Raw genomic sequence first — 25,406 nt, forward strand, 5'->3', positions numbered from 1 at the left:
AGCCCTATGTTTTCTGTCTGGATTTCAGACTCCTCTCAACTACATTGCGGAATTCATCAACAGAAACCTTCTCCTTTTTTTCGGGTTCGGCCTTCTGGGGCCTTTCAAGGGCCTCGCCCACGTATCCGAGTAGTTTGAATTCCTTTTCAAGCTGATGGTAACCCTCCCTTGCTGCCCCCCTGTGTCCTCTGCATCGCCTGGGGTCCCCTGGCGGAAACCCCCTCTCCTTTGTGAATATGTTGGCCGGGTCCAGGCTGCGTATTTTCCTCACAGCCTCCATCACAGCCTCTGTGTCCCCATGTACGAGAGCGCCGTAACATGTTGATTTTATGGTCAGTGGCAGTCCAAGGAGGTGGAGCCTCTGGACTAGTTCCGATGAGCTCAGCCTTGATGACGGCCCAAGTATTATCATCCTTGTTGATTCCTCATGGTTTTTTTCTTTCCCGGACATACACCGTGTCCCCCTCTTTGAATTTTTCAACATTCTCAAGGCCCTCTGTGATTCTACCTATTATGTTGGTGCCGTTGAATGGTTCCCCTGTTGGGCCATATTCATCGTTGTCCTCGAGTCTAACACCAACCATACCTATGTGTCTCCTTGACATGTTTGTTATGCCAATGCTGCCCTTTTTAACGCAGTTTTCAGGTGTTTTCTCCGGTACAAGGCCCTTTGCCAGGGATCTGTCACCCTCAAACATCACCACCTTCATGCCAGGGAAGGCGAAGTGTACCTTGAGGGATCCAATGGGTGTGTCGATGAGGCCCGTGAGTCTGCGGAAGTACCATGATGACCTTGGCGCATCAGGGTCAAGTTCAACCTCCAGGATCTTATCGGCCTCTATGCCCACTGTTCTGACCCTTCCCTCCTTGAGTATGTCCATGGTGTAGGGTGGGTCCTGGGCAACAACTATTGCATCATCAAGCATTATGCCGTCCCTTATCTGCTCAACACCGTACCCTTTAAGGTATTCCTCTGCATCCTTCTGGGTCATGGATACCGTCATTATCCTGCCGGGTTCGCACTCCACCGTGATGTGGTCCCCTTCCCCTGCTATATCAACCAGTTCCATTCCATCTGTAACATTTCCTATGAGGTTGTGGGATGGTGTTGAAACCCTGTCCTCCCTGTATATGTAAACCCTTCCGGCGCCCCTTCCAGTGTTTCGAAGGGTCACCGTACCCCGGTTTCTCTTTGCTATTTTTTCTGGATCCTTTTTTATTCCCTGAAGGGAGTAGAAACCTATGAATGAGTTGGCCTCATAGTCGACCCTCAGTTTCCCCTCCTCCACCATTGTGAAGAAGTGTTCAACAGACTGGGGGGACTCGTGGGATGGTTTTACCTTAACGTAGGTGAATATCTGGTTTCCATCCTCAAGTGGTGTTTCAAGGTCTGTCACTGCGGCGCTCTCAACTATGCTTTTTCTCTCAACAACTGGTTCAACCGACCTTATCACGTCACGGTCTGTCAGTCTCTCAATGGTTCTTCCCCCGCCGGTTACCCTTGCAAAAACACCCCTGTTCTCATCTGGGGCGCCGTATACTGCTGAATGAGGGTCCCTGGAGATTATTATATGGGTTGAATCCGGGCTGAACCCTGAGAGGCTCATTATAACCTCATTCTCGTCGTAGAAGAATTCCTTCCTTGACGGCTCCAGTTCTGTTTTCAGGGGTCCCATTGAAATCTCAGATGGGGTTGTCCACCTTATACGGAGGTCTTCGAGGTTGCTGTAGACCTCACGCCATGTCTCAACGATTTCAGGTGCTTCCTCTGGTAGCAGTTCAATCAGGATGCTTCCTGCTGTTGTTTTGATCCGGTATGTGTCTATTGTCCTTTCAAGTTCCCTTGTGCCGCTTATGAGGCCCACAAGGGCGCCTTCCACGTAGGGGGCTTCTGTAGCATCGATTGCATCCCTCACTGTGGCCCCCTCCGGGAGTTCAACCTCCACTCCATTAACCTTAACAAACATCAGATCTCCCTCATATTTTTTCTTCCATCACACCGGTTATGATGTCCCTTTCAAAGTCAAAGAGGACCCTTTCATCATTATCATGGACTAAGCAGAGTTTTCTGTCGGATACTATCTCCCCGACATCTGATGCTGTTATTCCAGCAGACTCAAGCAGTTCAATACATTCAGCAACATTTTCTGGGCGTGCTGTCAGCACAAAACCTGAGCCAGGGTACATTCGAAGCCAGTCCTCCCACTTAACTGATCTGTTACGCGGTATTGATTCCAGTTCCACCCATGCACCCACATCCGATGCCTCAAGCAGCATCCCCAGTGTTCCCAGTGTCCCCGGATTACTTATATCCTTACCTGCAGTTACCAGGTTTCTTTCTGCAATGATGGACATTATCTCAATCTGGAACTGCACCTCCTCAGGTGTTTTATGGGTGGTTGTGTCCCAGTTCAGGAAAAAGGAGGGGTGTGGCCTTCCATCTAGGTCTATGCCCACTATAACCCTGTCACCGGGTTCTGCGTCACAGCTTGTTATGAGCGCATCCTCAGATGCTATACCTGCAATTGAAACATCAAGTGCATCGTAGGGTGTGTCAGGGTGCACGTGGCCCCCCACCATCGGGACCCCGAACTTCTCTGCCCCCTCCCTTATACCCTCCATTACACTGTAACAGGTCTCCCGTGAGTTAATTGAGAGAACATTGACCATGCCCACAGGTTTGCCGCCCATGGCTGCAATATCGTTAACATTAACAAGCACAGAACAGTAACCGGCCCAGTGGGGGTCAGCCTCCATCAGACGCCCCCATATTCCATCTGCTGCCAGTAAAAGAAGTTTTCCGTCGCCGATCCTGATGGCCGATGCATCATCACCGTAACCGAGATGTGTTTTTCCCGAGACACTGAATGCATCATTAAGAATAGAAACTATGTTCCTTATTGGCCGTTTTCTTGTTACACCCTCAAAATTTTTAAGGGAATGGATGATATCATCTAAATCCAATTCCACACCTCTTTTTATCGGTTTAGGTGTATCTCACGGTGTAGCTTGCACCTATATTATCTATAATCTGTAGTAGATCCCTTTTAAAAGTTTCCAAATCATGGATTTCAATGGTGTCTTTACCCCTGAAGAGCTCCCTGTGGATTCTTTCACCGACTATATCGTCCCATCCCCCCTCAAACTCTATTATGATTGAATCTGCGCATTTGAAGCCCTTCTTAACCACCCTATCTATATCCCCGTCTGTTATCCCTATTATGGGAACATCGAATCTGTAGAGTATATCTGCAGCCACGAGCGTTGTGTCATCTCCAACCGTGACAACCAGATCAGATTCATGGAGCGTGTATATATCCTCTGCTGCGTGGTTTAAAAACGAAACCCGGTACTTCTTTTTATTGTTTTCCCTTACCTTCACTTTCCTTGGCCTTACCTCGGAGCGGCGGAGAAGCCCCGTCTTCACAACTGCGTCCCTGAGGTTAACCCTTCCAAGTTTTTCAACCCCGTGTTCCTTTATCTTCCCACCTATTATCTCACTGATCACGCCGTCCTCTGCAACGAGGGTGACGTCGTCTGACGTTGAGACCCCCACCACTATACCATTTACGAATATGTTCTCATTCTCTGAGACACCCACAAGTCTCCGGTACTCCCTTCTGTCAGGCTTCTGTTCACCACAGGGCTCCCCATGGAAGATCTCCCTGCATACCTCCTCTGGATCCACCATCTCGAGTTCAAGTTCACGTGCCAGTTTTTCTGCGAATGGCTCGACCTCCCTCTTCCATGCTACAACACTTCCATCGGGTTCACCTGGTCTTTCTATCTGGACCACTGGAGGTTTTTTTTCTGATCTCTGGAAAACCTTGTATCCGAAGCCGTGCCCTGTGATACGGGACTTACCGTAATTCATGAGGACAACAATGTCGGCGCCCTCATCTGCAAATAGGTCAACCGATTCACTTGGAAGCCTCTTCTCTGATATGTCTATAACATCCTCAAGGTGTGCGTCATATACCGCGGTCCGCCCCATGGTGCCCCCGAGTCTTGCCCTGACCTCCCCATATTTTTTTAGAAAATCTATAAGTTTTGCTGCGTATCCTGAGTCAACTATCTGTGGTCCGTGGACAACCACACCTATCCTCATAAGATCACCTGCGATTCCTGTATACCCTCTAACGGCGGGATCTGTATCTCTTCTTCTTTATCTCTGAACCACATATCTCACATTCCCCAAACTGGTAGTCCTGAGGGTACACCCTCCTGCATCCGGTGCATATCTTCCTCCACTGATAGGTCTCCTTTATACCTGATGTGAGGACACTGCGGAACTCTATTCCAAGAATTCTGAGGGTGTTCTGTATTGTATAGTCATCGGTGACTACAGTTACCTCGCCCCTCTTTTTGAGTGAAACAGCAAGTCCTATAACCTCCCTGTCTGTACTGGAGAGCCTCATGGCATCCCCTGATCGAGTGGTGACTTCATCCACCTCCCTCATGCTCTCAGGGTCAGGTTCCATTATTCTGAGTCTGCCATCACTGAGTGCCCTCTCAAGGACCATGGCAGATTTGAAGTCCCTTATCTCATCTGTTACAGACTTCACAGTGTAGTTTTCAGTGCCCTCAGGTATGTATCCGTTTATGAATGCAGATGCATCAAGAACCCTCTTCATTAAGACCACGTATTAATCAGGGATTATAATATAATAAGTTCCCATTTTTCAGTTTGGTGAAGCACGGTAATAAATTTACCCTCGCATGGGGGAGTGCCGGGTTGGGGCTTTCCCTGTGGAAGAACCTCAGACACACCCCATCAGCTGCCCAGTGAATAATCGGGCAAGTGTAAAAAAGTATTACCATGAATTTCTGTAAAGTCCATTAAAACAGCTATTTTCATGTTTAGATGGTTTAAAAACCCTTAAATGCGCTTAAAAGTCCTTGAGAACGGTTGAAGCAATCTAACGAAAACTTTATAAATAGTGGTGTCAATATATAATAAACGGGTAGGGTCCAGGACTTTTAAACTTATTCTGGTCTTTTAAATTGGAATTGAAACCGCCTCCAATCCAATATCAAACCCTACCCAGACCAAACCGCCATAAATTTTTATTACTTTTCTCTCCTTGTCAGAAACGTGGATATGCTCACTTTCGCTTACAGAAAAACCAAAAGACTTATAAATTGCACCCACAATAAATAGCATGTTACATCCACAGTTTATTATTAAGATACCGGTTGATTGATATGAAAAGTTCCAGCATGGAGGAGCATAGGAGATTGGCTCCGGAGGACATAATCTGCGGTGTCATCACCCTCAGTGATTCAAAATATGAGGAATTCAGAAAAACCGGTGAAATACCTGAAGGTGACCTATCAGGCAGGAAACTAATGGAGGCACTGTCTGAAAGTTACTCTGTTAAGGAATACAGGATAATACCTGATGACAGACATGAACTTCTATCTGCAGTTGATGATATGATAGATAAGGGTGCTGACGTTATATTTACCACCGGTGGCACAGGAATTGGAAGTAGAGACATAACAGTGGAGACCCTAAGGGGTATTTTTGAAAAGGAACTGGATGGTTTCGGTGAGATATTCAGGCACCTTTCATTTAAAAAGCTGGGAGCAGGGGCGATACTCAGCAGGGCAACGGCGGGTGTATACAGAAAAACACTGATATTTGCACTTCCCGGGTCACCGAACGCGGTGGAACTTGGAATTCAAATTGCTGTCCCTGAACTAGGTCACCTTGTTAAGCACCTAAGGGAATAAACATGCTTTAAAGATGCTTCGAAGATTCTGCATCATTTGAGTGCCCTATCATGAGACGATCGTTGGCTTAACTGTGAAAGCAGATTTTTCTCAAATAGGATATGATCTCCTGAAATCAGGGACTCAAAAAATGAGGTTAATTAATCACTGATCCTCCCTGAAATCAGAGACCGATATCAGCGGTATGAGTTCAATACCCCTTTTTTTGAATTCATCAACCGCCCCCTCCTCACGGTCAACCACAACAAATGTTTTCTCAACCACCCCCCCATTTTCCTGGATCGCCCTCACGGCCCTGAGAAGTGATCCTCCGGTTGTTGTGACGTCCTCCACAACAGCGACCCTTTCACCGGTTTTAAGTTCACCCTCAATGAGTTTTGATGTTCCATAACCCTTCTTTTCCTTTCTTATCATGAGGAGGGGCTTTCTGGAGTAAAGGGACACTGCGGTAGCAATGGGGACCGCGCCCAGGGCAGGGCCCGCGATCCTGTCTGCACCCTCCACCTCACCCTTTATGAGCCTCGCTATCACATCAAGGACCTCAGGGTCAGTTATGGCTCTCTTGATATCAACGTAATAATCACTTTCCCTGCCTGATGAGAGGACAAACTTACCCCTCTGAATGACGTTTCTCTCTGAAAGAAGTTCTATGAGTCTCTCTCTGAGTTTCTCCTGATCTTTGACCTGCATAATTTACAGACCCCCAGTTCCGCGCTGTAACAACCTGAACATACCATTGATCCACATAGCCTGCAGGTGTGGAGAAAGTCCGCCCTGCCACAGAGGCTGCAGATCCCCTTAAGCTGCAAGGACCTTCACCCTGTTATTCCTCGCCGCCCCTTAGTAGTATCTTGTCCCCTATCTTTTTAACCATCTCGTAGGGAACTATTGTTTCGCCCTTTGATAACCCAAGACCCTCTGATATTCCACCCTTTCCAAGAACAAGTGCCTCTATTGTCTGGGATTCTATGTCAACCTCAACGTCCTTTACCTTGCCTATCACTGTTGCTGAACTGTCAAGAACCTCTTTACCGATTATTTCTTCAACTATCCTCATGGTACCACCATTCAGTCACTGTATTATTATTGTTCTCATGGGTATTTAAAATTTTAAATGCGCTGAACCAAAACCTTTTTATATAATGAAATTCATTATCTTCTTTTTCTTACATGAATATACTTTATTCTCTGGAGGCATAAAACCAATGAAAAAAGCCCTGGAAATATTCCTGAATGACATCAAGACCGTTAAAAACAGTCCTGTGGTACTATTCGTCATTGCAGTGATTATCTGTATCCCGGCACTGTACGCAGTTTTCAACATACAGGCAACCCTCGACCCATACTCAAAGACATCCAACATCAAGGTTGCAGTGGTCAATGAGGACAGGGGAGTGAATTTTGAGGGTGAAAAACTCAATGTTGGTGCAGAATTCGTGGATGAACTCAGAAATAACAGAAACTTCAACTGGCAGTTCGTTGATCGGTCAGAGGCCATGAATGGACTCAGGGAAGGGGACTACTACGCCGTACTCATCATACCCGGAAACTTCAGCTCAGACCTCCTGTCCATCAAGAACGGCACCCCCAGGCAGGCCAGCATCGAGTACATAGTGAATGACAAACTGAACCCCGTGGCTCCACGAATAACAAACGCAGGGGCAGATGCACTTCAGGCGAAAATAAACAGTGAAGTCGTTAAGACCATTGACGGGATAATATTCGGTAAGATAAGCAGTGCCGGTGAACTCGCAAGGGCAAACAGGGATGATATCCTCAGGACAAAGAAATTCATCAGCGAACTAAATGCAAACCTTGGTAAAATCGATGAAACCCTCAGCACAGCAAATTCAGATCTCGAAAAGGGACAGAACCTCTGGTCAGGACTGAAGAGTGATTTGCCAGAAATTCAGGAAAACGCAAACTTTGTGAAGGAGAAATACAGTCTACTGGAGGGTTACATTGGAAAAGACCCTGCTAAGGCCCTATCAACAGTCCAGTCCATGGAGTCCCATCTTTCAGAGGCCATTACCTCAATGAAATACCTGAAGGCTGTTCTTGGCAGTTTATATTCCGCCACAGGGGATCCGAAGTTAAAAACAGCCATGGACCAGATAGACGCCAATATCCAGAAGGCCAACTCAGTTCTGGGCATACTTGAGGGTATAGAGACGGATCTCAAAACAAAGGGGACCACAGAACGCCTTGTGAAACTCAGAGAATCCCTCAACAAAATGGACAGTGCACTGAACAGGCTCATGGATAACAGGGCACAGATAGATGCTGCCATGAAGGATGCGTCATCAAAACTGGGAATCGCAAACTCAAAGTGGCCAGTTATGCGGTCAGCGATTCAGGACGCCCACAGAAAGCTTGGCATGATCAGTGAGGATGACCTCAACAGCCTTGTGAGACTGGCTGACATTGATCCCTCCGCGGTCAGGGAATACTTCAGAAGTCCAGTGCAGATGAAGAAGGAGCACATCTACCCTGTGAAGAATTACGGATCAGCGCTTGCACCCTTCTACATACCAATATCCCTCTGGATAGGAGGTATTATCGCAGTTGCAATGATAAGCATGAGGGTGAAGTACGGTGAATACAGCAGCATACAGGTGTACTTTGGAAGGATGGGGCTCTTCCTCATAATAGCCATCTGTCAGGCCCTTGTTGTTGCAGCCGGCGCCCTGCTCCTCCAGGTGCAGACAACAGAAACGTTGCTGTTTCTGCTGACAGCCCTCTATGTGAGCATCTGTTCCATGCTCATAATCTATTCCCTCACATCTGCCCTGGGGAACGCAGGAAAGGCCCTCTCAATAATAATTCTGGTGCTTCAGATAACGGGGACGGGGGGCATATTCCCTGTTGAACTCCTGCCGCCATTTTTCCAGGCAATCCACCCGTACCTCCCGCTCACCTACGCTGTGGGTGCTCTGAGGGAGGTGGTTGGTGGTGTTATCTGGAGCATCTACTGGAAGAACATTGCACTTCTTGCCCTCTTTCCTGTGGTGACCTTCCTTATCACAGTACTTGTAAAGGAGAAAATGGATAAAAGGGCCCACTGGATGGAGAGTAAACTGGAAGAGAGCGGTCTTTTCTGATTAACCATTTTTTTATTTATTTTTTGCCAGATAGCCCTACTGATCTCTGATTTTTATTAACACAATTAAAGTGGTTCTAATAGTCACCATATCCTGTGAATGATTTCAGAATAAATCGTCAATAAAATAAAAGAGGGGGCCTAGAGGCCCAGTTCATCCTCTTCCATCTTCTTCTCTTCTTCTTCCCACTGGAGCTCCTCCATTATCTGCTCCTCCTCATCCTCACCGCCACGGTTCCAGTTCACAATACCATAAAGGACACAGAAAACCGTCACAAGGATGCAGAGGAGGTAAGCACTCCAGACCCAGGGATCAGGTATACCAAGCACCATCACAGAACCTCCACATCAGCAGAGTCTCCAGAAACTTCCTGCAAATAAACCATCACAGAACCTCCACATCAGACTCCCTCAAAACACCTATCAACATGCTCACGGGACGGTGGCTCCGTAAGAAGACTCACAGCAACCATGAAGATCGCCGAAACGGGCACCCCAACCAGTATCGGGTCAACAACAGGCCAGGGCATCGAAGCCACAACAGGACCCCCAAATAGGGCCTTAGCAACCCCCAGAGCCTCCGCAGTCTTCTTATACTCAAAAAGAAGCCATAAAAGGCTCACAATTGCACCTGAAACCATACCCGCAATCGCACCCTCACGGGTGGCCCTCCTCCAGAAAATCGCCGCAACATAAACCGATAGGAAGGAAGCAGCGCAAATACCAAAGAAGAGAGCCGTCCCCTGCGCAATTATACTCCCTGGCAGCAGGTAACCCAGAACAACCGCAATCAGAACCGCAATGATAATACCCCCCCTTGCTATTAGAACTGAACTATCACCCTTTTTATTCCTCAGAGTCTCATACACATCCCTTCCTATGGCAGTGCCCTGCACATGGAACTGAGAACTCAGTGTGGACATTGCAGCAGAGAGCAGGGTCAGCATGAAGATATAGGAGAACCACTCAGGCATGGCAGAATTGATAAAGACAGGTATTATCTTATCCGCATTCCCCCCAACAGCCTTCACAGCGACCAGACCAGCCTCTTTGAAGAAGTAAACATTTGAAAGGGCTCCAACAACAAATGAGCTCCAGGTCATCACGAATATGAAGAGCGCCCCTATCAGAACACCCCTGTTGAGCTCCCTGTTGGACCTCACCATCATGAACCTCACCACAAGCTGTGGCTGGGCAAGGACACCCACACCCACACCGAGTATTATGGTTGACAGGAGGGTCCACCAGTAGGGGCTGCCATAAACAGGCATGCTGGTCCAGCCAGTTGCACCCAGAGCACTGGCCTTTGCAGGGACCAGATGAGACATGCTGGTAAGGGCCCGATGAGCATCCACCACACCACCAAGAATGTAATAGGTTGACACCACAAGGAAAATCATGCCCAGAAACATTATGGTCCCCTGAAGGGCATCAGTATACATCACACCACGTATACCACCCAGGACAACATAAACAGCAACAATAACAGCCATCAATATGAGGGCCAGACTGAAACTTATATTTATTGTTGCCTCCAGGAACCTTGCGGCCCCGATAAGGACCACCGATGCGTATAGTGGCATTCCCAGGAATATTATGGCCCCCCCAAATGACTGGAGGAACCTGCTATCGAACCTCCTCCCCAGGAACTCCGGGAAGGTGAGGGCAGACATGTTATGACCCATCTTCCTAGTGCGCTTACCAAAGAACACAAAGGCAATGAAAATACCCACAAGTATGTTGAGAAACACCAGCCAGAGTATACCCATCCCAAAAACACCGGCCATGCCACCAAAACCCACAATCGCCGCCGTACTTATAAAAGTGGCGCCGTAACTCATGGCCATAATGTAAGGATGGGTCTTCCTGCCGGCCACCATGTAGTCCTCTGAGGTCTCGGTCCTCCTCCAGGCCACATAACCAACGTAGCCCACAAGAAGGAAGTAGACGAGAACAACGATACCCAGTACCAGAAAATCCATTCAACATCCTCCTTACGTTTATCAGTTACAATTTATAATTAACGATAATGATAATTAACATATAAGTCTTTACAGAAAGAAAACTGAGAGAATCACATTTAAAGGAGATCAAAATGATATGGAACCCTGAAGCAGAATGCATGAGTCAGGAAGAAAAACAGGAATTACAGCTCAGAAGACTGCAGGAGACAGTTAAAAGGGCCTATGAAAACGTGCCCTACTACAATAAACGTTTAACCGATTTAGAGGTGTTTCCAGAGGATATTGAAACACTGGATGATATAGAGAAGCTGCCCTTCACCACAAAGAATGATCTCAGGGACGCATACCCATTCGGGATGTTTGCAGTGCCAGATGAGGATATAGTGGAAGTCCACACATCATCAGGGACCACCGGTAAGCCGGTTGTTTCCGGTTACACCAGAAGGGACCTTGAAATATGGTCGGAGGTAATGGCGAGATCCCTGACCATGGGGATGGCAACAAAGAAGGACCGCATACAGAACTGCTATGGCTACGGGCTTTTCACAGGGGGCCTTGGTGTCCACTACGGTGCCCAGAAGATAGGGGCCACCGTCATCCCAATCTCAGCGGGTAACACCAAGAGGCAGATCGAGATAATGCAGGACTTCGGGACCACAATAATAACATGCACACCATCCTATGCACTCTACCTTGCAGAGGTCCTTGAAAAGGAGGGCGTCGACATTGAAGGTCTGAACCTCAAATCAGGCATATTCGGTGCCGAGATGTGGACTGAAGAAATGAGAAATACCATAGAGGAAAGGTTGGGCCTCACCGCCCTCAACATCTATGGCCTTACAGAGATAATAGGCCCAGGCGTCGCCCAGGAGTGTACCGAGAAGAACGGCCTCCACATCTTTGAGGACCACTTCTACCCTGAGATAATAGACCCGAAAACAGAAGAAAAACTCCCCTATGGCAGGAAGGGGGAGCTGGTACTCACCACACTCACAAGGGAGGGCATGCCAATCCTCAGGTTCAGGACAAAGGACATAACAGCCCTCAGGAACGATGAATGCGGATGCGGCCGTACCCTTGTGAGGATGGACAGGATAACAGGTAGAAGCGACGACATGCTCAAGATCCGGGGCGTCATTGTCTTCCCATCACAGATCGAAAGGGCCCTGCTCAAGATAAAGGGCCTTGAACCGCACTACCAGATAGTCGTCACAAGGCCCGAGTTCCTGGATGAACTTGAGGTCCAGGTTGAAGCGTCCCCTGAACTCTTCTCCGATGAGGTTAAACATGTGGAAGAGGCCAGAAGGATGATAGAAAAGCATATACACAGTGAAATAGGTCTGCGTGTTAATGTCACACTTGTGGAGCCAGGAAGCCTTCCAAGAAGTGAGGGTAAAGCAATAAGGGTCATTGATAAGAGGAAATTTGATTGATGGAGGTGCCTTAAATGAAACTGAAGCAGATATCAGTCTTTCTTGAAAACAGGAAGGGGAGGTTGAAAAATGCCATTCACGCCCTTTCAGAGGAGGGTGTGAACATAAGGGCCCTTTCCATTGCGGACACATCCGAATTTGGGATACTCAGGATGATAGTTTCGGATCCTGAAGCTGCAAGGAAAGCCCTTGAGAAAAAGAACTTCGTGGTAAGGGTCAACGATGTTATAGCCGTTGAGGTACCTGATGAACCCGGAGGACTTGACGGTATACTGGGTGTGCTCACAGAGAGGGATATAAACGTGGAATACATCTACGCCTTCGTTGAGAAGAAGGGAGAAAAGGCAGTTGTCGTTATAAGGACAGAGGATGTTGATGAGGGTATAAGGGCACTTGAGGATGCAGGAATCCCCGTACTTTCATCTGAGGATATCTACATCCTCTAAATCCTTCAACCCTCAGTCACAATTAAGTTCCTGCGTCTGAGGATATCTACATCCTCTAAATCCTTCAACCCTCAGTCACAATTAACAGTCTCAAATCCCTCATGGAACGCCCTCATATTCACTTCCATCAACTTTGGGGGCAGGTTATTCTTCATGGACTCTATAAGTGTTTCTTTACCCAGTGGAAACCCAGTGGTGGCCGCTGCGGCGCCCAGCATAACCATGTTGAGTGATAGTATGTGGCCGGCCTCCACAGCGATTTTCTCCCCATTGAAGCTCCTTACACTACCTGCATTCTCCTCAAGAGTTTTAATTATCTCTTCCAGTGGAGGATAGGGGTGTGGGCTTTTTATCAGGTTGAATGGCGGTATCTTTGATGTATTCACAATTACACAGGCGTCTTCGGACATTTTGGGAAGTGCCCTCAGGGCTTCAAGGGGTTCGAAGGCTATTACAAGGTCAGCCTCACCCTGCGGTATGATGGAACCCCTCACATCACCGAACCTTATCTCTGTTGATACAGCACCACCCCTCTGGGCCATCCCATGGATCTCACTCATGACGACATTCATACCCCCGTTCATGGCGGCCTCACCGATTATAACGGATGTCTTTATTATCCCCTGGCCGCCAACACCACACACATAAATGTTGTAGCTCATCTTTTTCCCTCCGGTTTTATGGCTCCTGCTGGACATATCTGAAGGCATACTGTACAGCCCCTGCAGTAGATGGGATCTATGAAGACCCTTCCATCCTCCTCAACCATCGCTGGACAGGCAAGTTCACTGAGACATTCAAGACAGAGGTCACATTTCTCCTCATCAACCCTCACCGGCCTTCCGCGGACAGCGCCCTCAGATAACATGCAGGGGTATCTGGATATAACCACGGCCACAGATTCGTGCTGAAGGGCCCTCCTGATGGTTTCAGAGGATCTCCTTATGTTCATGGGGTTAACGGTCTCCACAAATTCAACACCGCAGGCCCTGGCGATATCCTCTATGGATATGGCTGGGGCCTCCTCTCCCATCCCATCAACCGGGAGCCCAGGGTGTGGCTGTCCACCTGTCATTGCGGTTGTCCTGTTATCCAGTATAACCAGAACGAATCTCTGCCTGTTGTGGACAGCATTTATGAGTGGCGGTATACCTGCATGGAAAAAGGTTGAATCCCCTATGAAGGAAACTATCCTCTGGGATGTTGCAGCCGAAAACCCGCAGGCGGTACCCACACTGGACCCCATGCTGAGGAGGTAATCTGCTGCAGAGTAGGGGGGCTCTATCCCCAGGGTGTAGCACCCGATATCGGTGGGGAATATGAGATCCTCCCCCTCAATACCTAGTTCCGAGGCGGCCCTCCTCACCGAATAGTACATTGCCCTGTGGGGACATCCGGAGCAGAGTGCAGGGGGTCTTTCAGGTAACTCAGGCGCTTCTATTCCCTTTTCATGGCTTTTGATTCCTGTGAGTCCTGAAATGGCCCTTCTAACTATGTCCTCACTGTACTCATATATCTCAGGGAGTGTGCCATCCAGTTTTCCATGAACCCCCACATCAAGGCCCTCCGATGCCGCGACTGCAAGGACCTCCTTCTCCATTACAGGGTCCACCTCCTCAACAACAAGCACACCTTCAAGTCCAGAGAGAAACTCGGCAACAAGTCCCGCAGGGAATGGGTAGGTGAATCCCAGTTTTAGGACTGGGACATCAAGTCCAAGCGTCTGGAGTGCATCGTATACATAGTTGAAAGCCCCTCCAGATGCAATTATTCCCAGATCCGATTCAGAGCCCTCATTGAGTACTCTGTTCAGTTCTGAGGTGTCTGCAACCTTTTTAAGCTTCTTCATTTTCTCAACAAGTTCCCTGCGCATAGCCCTTGCGGTTGCAGGTACCGGTACAAACTGCTCTGGATTCTTCCTGAAAAATCCATTCACAGGTTCTTTCCTTCTCTCGCCGGCCTCCACAACTCCCCTCATGTGTGAGACCCTGGTTGTGGTCCTTAAAAGTACCGGTATCCTGTATTCCTCAGAGAGTTCAAAGGCATGATTCATGTATTCAAGGATCTCCTGTGGATTTGAGGGTTCGAGGAGTGGAACCCATGCGAGGCGTGCATAGTGCCTGTTATCCTGTTCATTCTGTGATGAGAACATTGAGGGGTCATCTGCAGATAGAACAACCATCCCTGCCCTCACACCGGTGTATGCGACACTCATGAATGAGTCTGATGCAACATTCAGCCCCACATGCTTCATGAATGTGAATGAACGGACCCCTGATGCAGCAGCTGCTGCTGCGACTTCAAGTGCCACCTTCTCATTTATTGAGAATTCAAAGTAGATTCCTGCCCTCTTTGCAATCTTTGATAGGACATTCCCTATCTCGGATGAGGGTGTTCCAGGGTAGGTGCTTGCAACACCAACCCCCGACTCTATTGCAGCCCTCACCGCTGCCTCGTTACCAAGTAAGAATAATCTATCGCCCCTTCTGGCGTCAAGGATATCATCCAGTTCCATGAAATCACCTCGGAGTAATAATTTAAGTACTCTGCTGTGGATGGCCTGAAGGCAATGCATGTACACATAGCAACCGTACTCAGAATACATCTATTAGCATTTTATAAAAAATTTATCAGTTGGAATCACAAACCTTAATATGGACCATGAACAATTAGGATTCAGTTAATTCTAAATTATTCTTCACATGATTCGGTGCGGAGATAAAAATGATTGTTAAGGTTTTAAGGTTTGAACCCGGTGTAGATGAGAAACCACACCTTGAAAGTTATGATATACCATCAAAGGAAAAAATGAAGGTTCTTGATGCCCTTCAGCTTATAAATAAAATGTATAATGCCAATATTGCCTTCAGAAGTTCATGCAGGGCAGGGCAGTGCGGTTCATGTGCTGTTAAGATGAATGGAGAGGTTGTCCTTGCATGCAGGGCAGAGGTGGAGGATGGGGCCGTTATTGAGCCGGTGGACCTCCCGGTTATAAAGGACCTGATGGTTGACAGGAGCGAAATAGAGGATAAGGTGAGGGCCATGGGACTCTACCTCCAGTCAGAAGCCAGGGGCATCCAGAGGATCAAGCCGGAGGACTACCAGGACACCAAGAAACTGAGGGGATGCATAGAGTGTTTCTCCTGTATAAGTTCATGTCCCGTTATAAAGGAGAGCACAGAGTATGCAGGGCCCTACTTCATGAGGTACATATCAAAATTTGCCTTCGATCCCCGTGATGAGGCCGAAAGAGCCGCTGGGGGTGTGGAGGAGGGACTTTACTGCTGTACCACCTGCGGTAAATGTGCCGAGGTATGCCCCAAGGAACTCAATGTACCAGGGGATGCAATTGAAAAGCTGAGGGCCATGGCATGCAGAGAGGGTGCTGGGCCCCTCGATGCCCACATGAAGATCAAGAAACTCATTTCAGAGACTGGTAGATCCGTTGACCGTATAGAAAAGGGTTTCATTGAATCAGTGGGGAGGAAACCGGGTTCAAGGATAGGGTTCTTCACAGGCTGCCTGGTCGACTACAGGATGCCTGAGGTTGGAATGGCACTTCTTAGGGTGCTCAGAGAACACGGCTTTGAGGTTGATGTCCCTGATGGTCAGGTTTGCTGTGGATCACCCATGATAAGGACTGGTCAGCTCGACATTGTTGAGGATCTTGTTGAGAGAAACAGGAGGGCCCTCGAGGGGTATGACACCATAATAACAGTCTGTGCTGGCTGCGGAGCCACCCTGAAGAAGGACTATCCCCGTTATGGCGTTGAACTGAACGTCCTTGACATCAGCGAATTCCTGGCGGATCGGATCGACGACATTAAAATGAAGCCGGTCAACATGAGGGTGACCTACCATGACCCCTGCCACCTTCTGAGGGGCCAGGGTGTTAAACTGGAGCCAAGGAAGATACTTAACAGCATCCCGGGCCTTGAATTTGTTGAAATGGAAAAACAGGGCCAGTGCTGTGGATCAGGTGGGGGTGTGAAATCAGGTAAACCTGAGATAGCCGAAAGCCTGGGAAGGAAGAAGGCTGAGATGATACGCAAACTCAATGTTGACGCCGTGATAACCATATGCCCCTTCTGCCAGCTCCATATAAAGGATTCCCTTGAGAAGGAGGGTCTTGGGGACGTGAAGGTTATGAACATCCTTGAACTCCTTGACATGGCCTATTCTGATGACTGAGGGGGCTGGATATGGAAGTTTACGAGCTCCTCTCCAGAAACATTGGCGTCGTGTTTGTGGAACCTGAAACCCCTGGAAACGTGGGTTTCCTTGCGAGGGCCATGAAGAATTTTGGCCTTCGAAATCTTATTCTTATAAACCCCTGCAACCTTGAGGATGAAGCCTATTACCAGGCAATGCATGCCAGGGACCTTGTTGAGGATGCCATAATCTACCAGACCCTTGACGAGATGATGGAAAACCTTGAACCTGACTTTCTTGTTGGGACAACCGGTGTGCCTGGAGGGAGCTACAACGTTGACAGAATACCCCTAAGGCCATCCCAGCTTTCCTCAGCCATTAACCCCTCCTCAAGGACCTTCATACTCTTTGGGCGTGAAGGGGACGGACTATCAAACAGGGAGCTCGGCCTATGCGACATGGTGGTGAGTATCCCCACAGATAGGGAATACCCCATAATGAATATAACCCACGCCGCAGCAATAATATTTTATGAGATATTTAAAAAAAGAGATTTTGACTGCGAAGGACTTGAGGAGGCCTCAGGAGTTGAAAAAAAACTTCTCGTGGAGGAGATGGACAAGATAATATCTGTGATTGACCTTCCCCCACACAAGGAGAGGGTTGCCTCGAGGGTGTTCAGGAATGTGACCGGGAGGGCCTTTATAACAGCAAGGGAGGCCCATACACTTAAGGGGGTCCTCCGGAGAATAAAAAACAGGATAAAGGAATAAAGTTCAGGAGGTCTTGCTCTGTTTTTCGGTTTACTGGATATGGTGGGTATCATTATCTTCATCATACTCATCATTTTCCTGCCGGTTATAATCAGGATGAGGATGATCTCGGCGGTTGAGGGGGCCATCAGGGAACTGGATGATATGGAGAAAAAAGCCAGAAAGATAATAATTGACCTCAGCGGCATCAAAGATGAGGGGGTCCTGGATGACCAACTGGAGTTCTTCATAGTGCCCCCCTCGGATATTGATCCATCAGGACTTGCAGATAAATTCAGGAGACTCCTGGAGATGGGAGACCTCCGTATCAGGGAGATGGTTGAAGAAATTTCCCCGGATGCGGACAGTGAAAAAAAGGCCAGTATAATTATGTGTATAAAGGTGACAGCAGGTATCCGGGGTATCCTCAAATTTCTGAGGCATAACCTTGAACTGTCAAGGAAGACGGGAAACCTTCAGATTCTTGTTGCCCTTCAGATGAACCTCGAGCTGATCATGAGGACCGCCAGGGCATACCTGGATGGCTGCCAGGCAATCTCATCCTCCCTCCCCCTGGGTGACGGTGCCGGTCCCCTCACAGCAGGGATGCTCATAGATGAAGAAGATGGTAAAGAACACCTGCATGAAATGGTCTACGTAAAGAAGAGATTCATGGATAAGGATATTGGTATTCTGAAGCCACATGGCCCTGGTTCAAGGCTTGGAATGGTGGTGAAGGCCCTTGAGGAGATCCTCAGTGAGGATGAGTTCCATGAGGTGATAATGGTGGATGCTGCCGCCAAAATGGAGGGTGAAAAAACAGGTACAGTGGCTGAGGGGGTCGGGGTGGCCATAGGTGGCCCTGGCGTTGAAAAGTGGTTCATGGAGAACATGATACTTGAACACAGAACCCACGCCATCATAATAAAGATGTCCCCTGAGGAGGCAATGTCCCATATGACAAGGGAAATACTTGACGCCTGCAGCGTCGCCCGCTCAAGGATAGAGGATATAATATCCAGATCAGATGCAGATTCAATCCTCATAATAGGTGTGGGTAACAGCAGCGGCATCCCTGACGCCGTTGAAAACCCTGGGGAGATCAAGGTGAAGGAAAAGGATGATACCCGGGAATGAAGAGGACATGTTATGGAAAGATCAAGGTTAAGGAAAAGTGCGAGACCTAAAGAGGAGATGCTTGGAAAGAGCAAGATGAAGGGAAAAGAATGATCCTGAGAATAAAGAGGAGATGTTTTAATGGCAATACTCAGTGACCGTGACATAAAGAGGTACCTTGAGGAGGGGCTGATAACCATAGACCCCCTTGATGACCCTGAAAGGCAGATACAGCCATCATCAGTTGACCTTAGAATAGGCGATGAATTCAGGGGATTCAGGGTTATAAGAAAACCCTGCATAGACCCCAAGGACCCCGCGGATATAGAATCCTACATGGAAACCTTTCATGTTGAGGAGGGTCCATTCATAATACATCCAGGCGAATTTGCCCTTGCAACAACCTACGAATACATAGGGCTGCCAGACAACCTTGTTGCAAGGGTTGAGGGCCGGTCATCCATAGGGAGGCTCGGCATAACCATGCACGTGACTGCAGGATACGTGGACCCCGGCTTCCATGGAAGGATAACCCTTGAGATATCCAACATAGGTAAGATGCCGGTGGCCCTCTACCCTGGCCAGAGGGTCTGCCAGATAGTCTTCGAGACAATGACAAGTCCTGCAGAGAAACCGTATGGTCACCCATCACGTGACAGCAAATATATCGGCCAGACAAGGCCCCAGACAAGCAGAATAAAGGATGACTATGAAATAAGAACCTCAAGGATCTGATGAAAAAGGAGTGATCATGTTGAACCATGAAAAGACAATGACCGTTGCAAGGAAAAGAGGTTTCCTGTGGTCTTCATTTGAGATCTACTCAGGTGTGGCTGGGTTCGTGGATTACGGACCACTTGGAGCAACACTCAAGAACAAGATAATGAACAGGTGGCGTGAATTCTATGTGGTCAGGGAGGGCTTCTATGAAATAGAGTCCCCCACAATAATGCCAGAGGAGGCCCTCAAGGCATCAGGACACGTTGACCACTTCAATGACCCCATGACCCAGTGCAAGGAGTGCATGGATGTCTACAGGGCCGACCACATAATCGAGGATGCAACAGGAAGGGATGTTGAGGGCCTCGAGAACCAGGAACTTACAGAGATCATATCAGATGAGGCTATAAGGTGCCCGAGGTGTGGTGGACACCTGACCCATGTATGGAGCTACAACCTCATGTTCCAGACCCTGATAGGGGCTAAAGGCAAAAAAACAGGGTACCTCAGACCTGAAACTGCCCAGGGGATATTCATACCCTTCAAGAGGCTTCTGAGGTTCTTCAGAAACCGCCTGCCATTTGGTGTTGTTCAGCTGGGCAAATCATACCGGAATGAGATATCCCCCAGGCAGGGTGTTATAAGGCTCCGTGAGTTCACCCAGGCAGAGGCAGAGATATTCGTCAACCCTGAAGACAAGTCACACCCAGAGTTTGATACTGTCAAAGGGGATAAACTCAGATTATATTCTGCAGATGCCCAGCTTGATGGTTCAGAGCCCTCTGAGATGACTGCGGCTGAAGCGGTTGAAAAGGGCATTGTATCAAGTGAAATACTCACATACCACCTCTGCCTTGCAAAGAGGTTCCTCACAGATATAGGTATACCCGAGGATGCCCTGAGGTTCAGGCAGCACCTTCCGTCTGAAATGGCCCACTATGCAATTGACTGCTGGGACGTTGAGGCGTTCACAGATTCCTATGGGTGGATAGAGATCATAGGTATAGCCGACAGGACAGACTATGACCTCAAATCACACAGCCAGTACAGCGGCGAGGACCTCAGGGTTTTCATAGAGTACGAGAAACCAAGGAAGATTAAAAGGCGCACTGTTAAACCTGATATGGGCAGGCTTGGTCCAAGGTTCAGGAAGGACGCTGCAAGGATAGCCCAGGCCCTCAGTGAAATTGAAGCTGATGAAGTGGAAAAAGCGCTCAGGGGTGAGGGCAAATTCATCCTTGACGGTGAATTCGAAATACTGCCAGATGATGTGAGCTTTGGGGACGTGGAGGAGGTTGTGACGGGTGAAAAGGTCTATCCACATGTCATAGAGCCATCATTCGGTATAGACAGAATAATCTACACCCTTCTCTTACATTCCCTTGTGGATGAGAATGACAGGACCTACTTCCAACTTCCGCCGCATGTTGCACCGGTGGAGGTCAGCGTCTTCCCCCTCGTAAACAAGAAAGAAATGGTTGAGGTTGCCCTTGACATAAAAAGAAAGCTCAGAAAATCGGGTTTCATAGCTGAATTTGACTCCTCAGGGACCATAGGGAGAAGGTATGCCCGTTCAGATGAGATAGGGGTTCCATTTGCGGTTACAGTGGACCATGAAACCCTTGAGGATGGAACAGTGACCCTCAGGAACAGGGATGACTGCACTCAGATAAGGTTGAAGATTGAGGAACTGGATTCAAAGTTAAAGGAATTTATAAAATCATGAAACTACTCCTCCAGAGGAAGTGGGGTCTCCCTGACGCTACCCAGAGATTCGCTGTCCAGCACGGATGAAAGACTCCAGTGGTAATCAAATAGCCTGTTCCCCCACTGGAGAATCTCCTCCCCATGACCCATCAGGATTTCCGTTTTTGATGAATCAAAGCCATCCCTTTTAAACAGACTCATTGAGAAAAAGGTGTCAGATATCATGTAGGAAATCTCCTGGTTCTCAGGGAGAACCCCTATCCTCAGTAAATCTGAATCCATGAGCTCAGGGAGATTCATTAAACCCAGCTCCCCAATAAAAACATGATATGTGTCAGGTGTCAGTATGAGTTCCACCCTTCCACCAGTTTCAACGAACCCTGATATTGATTCTGTGTGCCTGGGAAGGCAGGATGAAAGCATTGCCCTTAGGTGGGTGGCGTTATCCAGCATCTCAAGGTAGGTTGTGTATGGTCTCTGGAGGTCATCTGGTGTTGCCTCAACAATGTAGGCGTCCCTGAAGACATTTATGTCCATGAGGAACTGCGCTGGAATTGATCCAATTGAATGTCTGTTCCAGAATTCCCTGTGAAGCCTCACAGCATCCATTGAGTTCATAAACTTTGATAGGGTGATTCCCATAAGCTTTCCCTTTGACGTTAGTCTGCATGTATCTGAGGACCTCTCCACCAGCCTCCTTTCCTCTAACTCCATGAGTGCATGAGTGGTGGCTGAATTTGAGGTCCTTATGATGTCCCTGATCTCAGAAACCCTTTTTTCTCCCTCCATAAGATTGAGTATTACCCCTGATCGCACCCGGGACCCCGCTATAAATCTGATCTCAGCAAGCAGATCATGAATGTCATCTGGAAACCCTGTAAGTAGGTTAAAATCACTGCCAAGTTCCATTCTCTGCCCCCTACATTGATAACATTATTCCCGTCAGGTTTCTGATGCCAATCTTTTCGGATCTCTCCCGGTAATGTTCATAGAGGCGGAAGCCCCACTCAATTGCTTTCCTGTCAGTACTCATGATATCCCTGTTCTGGTCATAAAATCCTCTGCTATCAAAAAGACCCAGTGAGAGGAACCTGTCTGTCACCGTGAACGCAACCTTCAATGGACCCGGAAATCGAAGAACCTTAAGGTTTCTGTTCTTAATTGCCGTCCTGAGGAGCCCGAAACTTGCATTTAAAACCATCTCCCGTATCACCCCATCTGTGAGGACAAGTTCAACATGAACCCCCCTTTCCAGGAGCCCCTCATAGATATCAACCAGGTCCCTGTGAGAGATGGGGGATACGCCATAAACCTCCTCAGAACCCTCTATAAGTTTTCTGTAGGTGTTGTGGGGCCTGTATATATCCTCAGGCGCTGACCTGATGAGTTTAGAATTTACGAGCCAGTCAATATCCTCAATTAGGTATTCAGGAATCCCGCTGATATCATGATTCAGCCAGACTTCATCAAATCCATTTATAACCCTCACAGAGTTCATTAATTTCAGTGCTGAGAGGGTTTTGAGGGTTGCCTCTGAGGTGAGGCTGTAAGAGTCCCCCCTCCTGGTGATGGACCCCTCCTCAAGAAGTAACCTCAGGTTACTGTAAAGTGCTGGAAGGCTCACCTTAACCTCCCCTTTAATCTCATCAAAGGTTTTTGGTGACCTGAGAAGCGAAACCATTATCCTGAACCTTATGCTGGATTTGAGGATGAACTGAAGATCCTCATAGAGATATTCGTATACGTCAGTGAGCCTCTCTTCGTACATCAAACAGCCTCCCTATGTCTTTATATTCATCAGATTTTAAATATTTTATTGAGCAATTTACAGTTGCAGTGGTTTAAAGGAGGTTTTGAACTGATAGATAGCCATATACATGCGGATACGAGACCCTTTGAAGATTTTGAACTCATGGCTGTGAGTGGTATAGAGGGGGCCATCACCTGTGCCCATGACCCCCTGGAGGTGACATCATCAGATGTTGTCATGGCGCATTTCAGGAGACTGCTAACAGTGGACCCTGAGAGGGCCGCCCGCAACGGGTTAAAACTCCATATCGCCCTTGGAATACACCCCAGGGCAATACCCCGTGACCCCGAAAGGGTGATTGAAAAACTCCCAGATCTCCTCAGAAATCCGTCTGTGGTTGCTGTTGGTGAGGTGGGTCTTGACTCTGGTTCGGAAATTGAAAAGGATGTCTTTAAATCACAGCTAAAAGTGGCTGATGAGCTTGGTTACCCTGTGATTGTCCACACACCGCGGAGAGGAAAGGCCAATGTTACCCTCCAGATAATGGATGTGATCGATGGTACAATCGATGAGTCCATGGTGGTGGTTGAACATGTTAACATGGAGGTTCTCCCTGAGCTTGTGGAAACCGAGTGCATGCTTGGACTGACTGTGCAGCCTGAAAAGCTCACACCGGAGGAAGCCGTTGAAATTCTGCGGGAATATGGAACAGAAAGGTTTGTACTTAACAGTGACATGAGTTCAGCGCCATCTGATCCCCTTTCAGTTCCAAGAACGGTTCAGAGAATGAAGATGGAGGGTTTCAGCCGAAGTGACATAAAGAGGGTTTCCGATGAAAACATAAGGGATCTTCTTAAAATCAGCCAAATCTAAAATGCGCCCATCCTTGAAATAACCATGAGGGCCACTCTGTGACCGTTTCTAAGGCATTCCACTGGTTCCGAACCTCTAAGCCACGTTGACATGAAACCCGCTGCAAAGGCGTCCCCTGCCCCGGTGGTATCCAGCGCATCTTCAGCCTCAATTTCCAATGTCTCTGAGTGGTCCTCTGAAAAGAAGGATGCGCCCATGGGTCCATGGGTTACAACAACGTTTCCAGCCCCGGCCTCAAGAAGTCTCTTAATTCCAGATCTCCTGGAGCCAGTCAGCATCTCAAGCTCATAATCATTCAGGAATATTATGGTGGTTCTCTCAAGAACATCTGAAAGCCTCTCAATACCATATGAGGCAAGGAGTGTGCCTGGGCTAAATGAGATGTTCCTGATACCTGAAACCGCGCTGGCAACCTCAATGTAGCAGCCGCTGAGATGAACTGCATCTGCAGCCATTATATATTCAGATTCTACCTCACCAATCTTTAGACTGGCGTTTGCACCCATGTAGGAATAAATGGACCTCCTGCCAGCTCCATCCACGGATATGAAGGCCATACCAGTTGTTTCACCCTCCCTCGATATGCAGGATGTATCAACGCCCCTCGATTCCAGAAGGGACGTGATCATGTCACCGTAAACGTCCCTGCCAACCGATGACACAATCCCCGCCTTAAATCCAAGGTGGGAGATCCACATGGCAAAGTTGAACGCAGACCCCCCTGGAATGACATGTAAATCTTCTATGTTCATCTCGGAGTCCGGTTCAACGAATCTGGGCACCCGAAAAATAAAATCCATGTTGCAGGTTCCAACACTGACAACACTCATCAAAATAAATCACCGGGTGATCACCTTCGCCCCATCAGACCGCTTATGAGTTTGGCGATAACACCCTGCTTGTCTGGTTCTATTGGCTGATAGTCCTCACCGATGAGGTCCGCTGCAAGTTTCATCAGGGAATTGCTTGCAGGTGACTTTGGATTCTTAATGACTATGGGCTCACCAAAGGCTGCTGCCCTGCTCACCTCAGGATCATCAGGTATCACCGCAATAACAGGAACCTCAAGTATTGTCTCAACCTCCTCAACACTCAGGAAGGTTTTATCGTACTGCTCACGGTTTATGACAACACCTATTATGTTGATGCCGAGTTTACTTGCGACGATCTTTGTTTTGAGGGCGTCACTTATTGATGGCACCTCGGGTGTTGTGACAAGCAGAAGTTCATCTGCAGCTGCAAGTGCGGCAACAGCGTCCTTCTCAAGGCCTGCTGGAGCATCTATAAGGAGTATATCAGTATCCTCTATGAGATATGCGAGGGCATCCTCAAGGCGGTCAAGTTTAACGTTTCTGAGCCCCTCAAGGGATATGCCTGCAGGTACCACCCTCACGCCATTGGGACCCTCATAAACCGCGTCCTCAATTGAAGCGTTACCTGCGAGAACATCATGAAGTGTGACGGATTTTCCCTCCATCCCCAGGATGAGTTCAAGGTTTGCCATTGCTATATCAGCGTCAAGCACAACAACCCTTTCACCGTAGGTTGAGAGGGCAACACCCAGGTTAGCAGTGATGGTTGTCTTCCCCACACCTCCCTTACCTGATGCGACTGTAATCACTCTTGTCATTCCAATACCTCCACATAGATAATAACA

26 protein-coding genes are annotated in these 25,406 nt (G+C 48.1%); 10 read left to right on the forward strand and 16 right to left on the reverse strand.

Annotated features, from left to right (window positions below; translation table 11 throughout):
* Positions 1-4: 4 nt before the first annotated feature.
* The 6 genes from QFX39_RS06545 to QFX39_RS06570 form a co-directional block, all read right to left on the reverse strand.
* Positions 5-451: a methanogenesis marker 6 protein gene (locus QFX39_RS06545; protein WP_300478530.1), complete on the reverse strand. Its 447-nt coding sequence runs from the start codon at positions 449-451 to the stop codon at positions 5-7.
* Entirely contained in the window at positions 426-1,967 is a 1,542-nt protein-coding gene (locus tag QFX39_RS06550) for a methanogenesis marker 3 protein (protein ID WP_300478533.1), read from the reverse strand. The genes QFX39_RS06545 and QFX39_RS06550 overlap by 26 nt, the downstream gene beginning before the upstream one ends.
* A gap of 10 nt (positions 1,968-1,977) precedes the next feature.
* A complete protein-coding gene (locus tag QFX39_RS06555) occupies positions 1,978-2,964 on the reverse strand; it encodes a methanogenesis marker 2 protein (protein ID WP_300478535.1) in 987 nt (328 codons plus the stop codon).
* 22 nt (positions 2,965-2,986) lie between these two features.
* Complete coding sequence (locus QFX39_RS06560; RefSeq protein ID WP_300478537.1) at positions 2,987-4,108, reverse strand: DUF2117 family protein; 1,122 nt, start codon at positions 4,106-4,108, stop codon at positions 2,987-2,989.
* Positions 4,109-4,136: 28 nt separating this feature from the next.
* Positions 4,137-4,634, reverse strand: coding sequence for a type II toxin-antitoxin system VapC family toxin (locus tag QFX39_RS06565; protein ID WP_300478539.1), 498 nt, complete (start codon positions 4,632-4,634; stop codon positions 4,137-4,139).
* Between the two features lie 365 nt (positions 4,635-4,999).
* Complete coding sequence (locus QFX39_RS06570) at positions 5,000-5,164, reverse strand: hypothetical protein (protein WP_300478541.1); 165 nt, start codon at positions 5,162-5,164, stop codon at positions 5,000-5,002.
* A 41-nt stretch (positions 5,165-5,205) separates the two neighbouring features.
* On the opposite strand from QFX39_RS06570, the gene QFX39_RS06575 reads away from it, so the two are divergent.
* Entirely contained in the window at positions 5,206-5,736 is a 531-nt protein-coding gene (locus QFX39_RS06575; RefSeq protein WP_300478798.1) for a MogA/MoaB family molybdenum cofactor biosynthesis protein, read from the forward strand.
* Positions 5,737-5,880: 144 nt separating this feature from the next.
* On the opposite strand, the gene pyrE is transcribed toward QFX39_RS06575, so the two are convergent.
* A complete protein-coding gene (gene pyrE / locus QFX39_RS06580; protein WP_300478543.1) occupies positions 5,881-6,426 on the reverse strand; it encodes an orotate phosphoribosyltransferase in 546 nt (181 codons plus the stop codon).
* Positions 6,427-6,559: 133 nt separating this feature from the next.
* Positions 6,560-6,793 (reverse strand): PRC-barrel domain-containing protein, encoded by a 234-nt coding sequence (locus tag QFX39_RS06585; RefSeq protein WP_013295256.1) that lies wholly within the window; start codon positions 6,791-6,793, stop codon positions 6,560-6,562.
* 148 nt (positions 6,794-6,941) lie between these two features.
* Here QFX39_RS06585 and QFX39_RS06590 point away from each other — a divergent pair, with 148 nt between their 5' ends.
* Complete coding sequence (locus QFX39_RS06590) at positions 6,942-8,837, forward strand: YhgE/Pip domain-containing protein (protein WP_300478547.1); 1,896 nt, start codon at positions 6,942-6,944, stop codon at positions 8,835-8,837.
* 140 nt (positions 8,838-8,977) lie between these two features.
* On the opposite strand, the gene QFX39_RS06595 is transcribed toward QFX39_RS06590, so the two are convergent.
* Both QFX39_RS06595 and QFX39_RS06600 read right to left on the reverse strand, forming a co-directional pair.
* The gene (locus tag QFX39_RS06595) at positions 8,978-9,169 is read right to left on the reverse strand and encodes a symporter small accessory protein (RefSeq protein WP_013295254.1); all 192 of its coding nucleotides are present in this window, start codon (positions 9,167-9,169) and stop codon (positions 8,978-8,980) included.
* A gap of 68 nt (positions 9,170-9,237) precedes the next feature.
* Positions 9,238-10,818: a sodium:solute symporter family protein gene (locus QFX39_RS06600; RefSeq protein WP_300478549.1), complete on the reverse strand. Its 1,581-nt coding sequence runs from the start codon at positions 10,816-10,818 to the stop codon at positions 9,238-9,240.
* 113 nt (positions 10,819-10,931) lie between these two features.
* Between QFX39_RS06600 and QFX39_RS06605 the strand changes: the two genes are divergently transcribed.
* Together QFX39_RS06605 and QFX39_RS06610 are read left to right on the forward strand one after the other, a co-directional pair.
* A complete protein-coding gene (locus QFX39_RS06605; RefSeq protein ID WP_300478551.1) occupies positions 10,932-12,233 on the forward strand; it encodes a phenylacetate--CoA ligase in 1,302 nt (433 codons plus the stop codon).
* Between the two features lie 14 nt (positions 12,234-12,247).
* The gene (locus QFX39_RS06610; RefSeq protein ID WP_013295251.1) at positions 12,248-12,679 is read left to right on the forward strand and encodes an ACT domain-containing protein; all 432 of its coding nucleotides are present in this window, start codon (positions 12,248-12,250) and stop codon (positions 12,677-12,679) included.
* 71 nt (positions 12,680-12,750) lie between these two features.
* Here QFX39_RS06610 and QFX39_RS06615 read toward each other — a convergent pair whose 3' ends face one another.
* Positions 12,751-13,341, reverse strand: coding sequence for an indolepyruvate oxidoreductase subunit beta (locus QFX39_RS06615; protein WP_300478557.1), 591 nt, complete (start codon positions 13,339-13,341; stop codon positions 12,751-12,753).
* Positions 13,338-15,194: an indolepyruvate ferredoxin oxidoreductase subunit alpha gene (iorA, locus tag QFX39_RS06620; RefSeq protein WP_300478560.1), complete on the reverse strand. Its 1,857-nt coding sequence runs from the start codon at positions 15,192-15,194 to the stop codon at positions 13,338-13,340. Before iorA ends, QFX39_RS06615 begins: the two co-directional genes overlap by 4 nt.
* 209 nt (positions 15,195-15,403) lie before the next feature.
* On the opposite strand from iorA, the gene tfrB reads away from it, so the two are divergent.
* The 5 genes from tfrB (at position 15,404) to glyS (ending at position 21,145) form a co-directional block, all read left to right on the forward strand.
* Positions 15,404-16,870, forward strand: a complete 1,467-nt coding sequence (tfrB, locus tag QFX39_RS06625) for a fumarate reductase (CoM/CoB) subunit TfrB (RefSeq protein WP_300478562.1) — start codon at positions 15,404-15,406, stop codon at positions 16,868-16,870.
* Positions 16,871-16,881: 11 nt separating this feature from the next.
* Entirely contained in the window at positions 16,882-17,604 is a 723-nt protein-coding gene (locus QFX39_RS06630) for a TrmJ/YjtD family RNA methyltransferase (protein WP_300478565.1), read from the forward strand.
* Positions 17,605-17,643: 39 nt separating this feature from the next.
* On the forward strand, positions 17,644-18,720 hold the full coding sequence (locus tag QFX39_RS06635) for a DUF1512 family protein (RefSeq protein WP_300478567.1): 1,077 nt from the start codon (positions 17,644-17,646) through the stop codon (positions 18,718-18,720).
* 120 nt (positions 18,721-18,840) lie between these two features.
* Positions 18,841-19,434 carry a dCTP deaminase gene (dcd, locus tag QFX39_RS06640; protein ID WP_013295244.1) on the forward strand — a complete coding sequence of 198 codons (594 nt, stop codon included), beginning with the start codon at positions 18,841-18,843 and terminating at the stop codon, positions 19,432-19,434.
* Between the two features lie 19 nt (positions 19,435-19,453).
* Positions 19,454-21,145 carry a glycine--tRNA ligase gene (gene glyS, locus QFX39_RS06645; protein ID WP_300478801.1) on the forward strand — a complete coding sequence of 564 codons (1,692 nt, stop codon included), beginning with the start codon at positions 19,454-19,456 and terminating at the stop codon, positions 21,143-21,145.
* A gap of 2 nt (positions 21,146-21,147) precedes the next feature.
* On the opposite strand, the gene QFX39_RS06650 is transcribed toward glyS, so the two are convergent.
* Positions 21,148-22,035, reverse strand: coding sequence for a winged helix-turn-helix domain-containing protein (locus tag QFX39_RS06650; protein ID WP_300478571.1), 888 nt, complete (start codon positions 22,033-22,035; stop codon positions 21,148-21,150).
* Positions 22,036-22,045: 10 nt separating this feature from the next.
* Entirely contained in the window at positions 22,046-22,894 is an 849-nt protein-coding gene (locus QFX39_RS06655; RefSeq protein WP_300478804.1) for a winged helix-turn-helix domain-containing protein, read from the reverse strand.
* Positions 22,895-22,957: 63 nt separating this feature from the next.
* Here QFX39_RS06655 and QFX39_RS06660 point away from each other — a divergent pair, with 63 nt between their 5' ends.
* On the forward strand, positions 22,958-23,749 hold the full coding sequence (locus QFX39_RS06660) for a TatD family hydrolase (protein ID WP_300478574.1): 792 nt from the start codon (positions 22,958-22,960) through the stop codon (positions 23,747-23,749).
* Here the strand turns inward: QFX39_RS06660 and QFX39_RS06665 are convergent.
* Positions 23,746-24,579 carry a carbohydrate kinase family protein gene (locus QFX39_RS06665; RefSeq protein WP_300478576.1) on the reverse strand — a complete coding sequence of 278 codons (834 nt, stop codon included), beginning with the start codon at positions 24,577-24,579 and terminating at the stop codon, positions 23,746-23,748. The genes QFX39_RS06660 and QFX39_RS06665 overlap by 4 nt on opposite strands.
* Positions 24,580-24,599: 20 nt before the next feature.
* Positions 24,600-25,379 carry a septum site-determining protein MinD gene (locus QFX39_RS06670; protein ID WP_013295237.1) on the reverse strand — a complete coding sequence of 260 codons (780 nt, stop codon included), beginning with the start codon at positions 25,377-25,379 and terminating at the stop codon, positions 24,600-24,602.
* Positions 25,380-25,406: the final 27 nt, after the last annotated feature.

The sequence above is a fragment of the Methanothermobacter sp. genome (assembly GCF_030055425.1).
Lineage (GTDB): Archaea > Methanobacteriota > Methanobacteria > Methanobacteriales > Methanothermobacteraceae > Methanothermobacter.

Excerpts from the sequence above, each read along its gene's own strand:
- QFX39_RS06545 (WP_300478530.1), bottom strand. The coding sequence starts at position 451 with ATGTCCGGGAAAGAAAAAAACCATGAGGAATCAACAAGGATGATAATA.
- QFX39_RS06550 (WP_300478533.1), bottom strand. The coding sequence starts at position 1,967 with ATGTTTGTTAAGGTTAATGGAGTGGAGGTTGAACTCCCGGAGGGGGCC.
- QFX39_RS06560 (WP_300478537.1), bottom strand. The coding sequence starts at position 4,108 with ATGAGGATAGGTGTGGTTGTCCACGGACCACAGATAGTTGACTCAGGA.
- QFX39_RS06565 (WP_300478539.1), bottom strand. The coding sequence starts at position 4,634 with ATGAAGAGGGTTCTTGATGCATCTGCATTCATAAACGGATACATACCT.
- QFX39_RS06570 (WP_300478541.1), bottom strand. The coding sequence starts at position 5,164 with ATGCTATTTATTGTGGGTGCAATTTATAAGTCTTTTGGTTTTTCTGTA.
- QFX39_RS06575 (WP_300478798.1), top strand. The coding sequence starts at position 5,206 with ATGAAAAGTTCCAGCATGGAGGAGCATAGGAGATTGGCTCCGGAGGAC.
- pyrE (WP_300478543.1), bottom strand. The coding sequence starts at position 6,426 with ATGCAGGTCAAAGATCAGGAGAAACTCAGAGAGAGACTCATAGAACTT.
- QFX39_RS06585 (WP_013295256.1), bottom strand. The coding sequence starts at position 6,793 with ATGAGGATAGTTGAAGAAATAATCGGTAAAGAGGTTCTTGACAGTTCA.
- QFX39_RS06590 (WP_300478547.1), top strand. The coding sequence starts at position 6,942 with ATGAAAAAAGCCCTGGAAATATTCCTGAATGACATCAAGACCGTTAAA.
- QFX39_RS06595 (WP_013295254.1), bottom strand. The coding sequence starts at position 9,169 with ATGGTGCTTGGTATACCTGATCCCTGGGTCTGGAGTGCTTACCTCCTC.
- QFX39_RS06600 (WP_300478549.1), bottom strand. The coding sequence starts at position 10,818 with ATGGATTTTCTGGTACTGGGTATCGTTGTTCTCGTCTACTTCCTTCTT.
- QFX39_RS06605 (WP_300478551.1), top strand. The coding sequence starts at position 10,932 with ATGATATGGAACCCTGAAGCAGAATGCATGAGTCAGGAAGAAAAACAG.
- QFX39_RS06610 (WP_013295251.1), top strand. The coding sequence starts at position 12,248 with ATGAAACTGAAGCAGATATCAGTCTTTCTTGAAAACAGGAAGGGGAGG.
- QFX39_RS06615 (WP_300478557.1), bottom strand. The coding sequence starts at position 13,341 with ATGAGCTACAACATTTATGTGTGTGGTGTTGGCGGCCAGGGGATAATA.
- iorA (WP_300478560.1), bottom strand. The coding sequence starts at position 15,194 with ATGGAACTGGATGATATCCTTGACGCCAGAAGGGGCGATAGATTATTC.
- tfrB (WP_300478562.1), top strand. The coding sequence starts at position 15,404 with ATGATTGTTAAGGTTTTAAGGTTTGAACCCGGTGTAGATGAGAAACCA.
- QFX39_RS06630 (WP_300478565.1), top strand. The coding sequence starts at position 16,882 with ATGGAAGTTTACGAGCTCCTCTCCAGAAACATTGGCGTCGTGTTTGTG.
- QFX39_RS06635 (WP_300478567.1), top strand. The coding sequence starts at position 17,644 with ATGGTGGGTATCATTATCTTCATCATACTCATCATTTTCCTGCCGGTT.
- dcd (WP_013295244.1), top strand. The coding sequence starts at position 18,841 with ATGGCAATACTCAGTGACCGTGACATAAAGAGGTACCTTGAGGAGGGG.
- QFX39_RS06650 (WP_300478571.1), bottom strand. The coding sequence starts at position 22,035 with ATGGAACTTGGCAGTGATTTTAACCTACTTACAGGGTTTCCAGATGAC.
- QFX39_RS06655 (WP_300478804.1), bottom strand. The coding sequence starts at position 22,894 with ATGTACGAAGAGAGGCTCACTGACGTATACGAATATCTCTATGAGGAT.
- QFX39_RS06665 (WP_300478576.1), bottom strand. The coding sequence starts at position 24,579 with ATGAGTGTTGTCAGTGTTGGAACCTGCAACATGGATTTTATTTTTCGG.
- QFX39_RS06670 (WP_013295237.1), bottom strand. The coding sequence starts at position 25,379 with ATGACAAGAGTGATTACAGTCGCATCAGGTAAGGGAGGTGTGGGGAAG.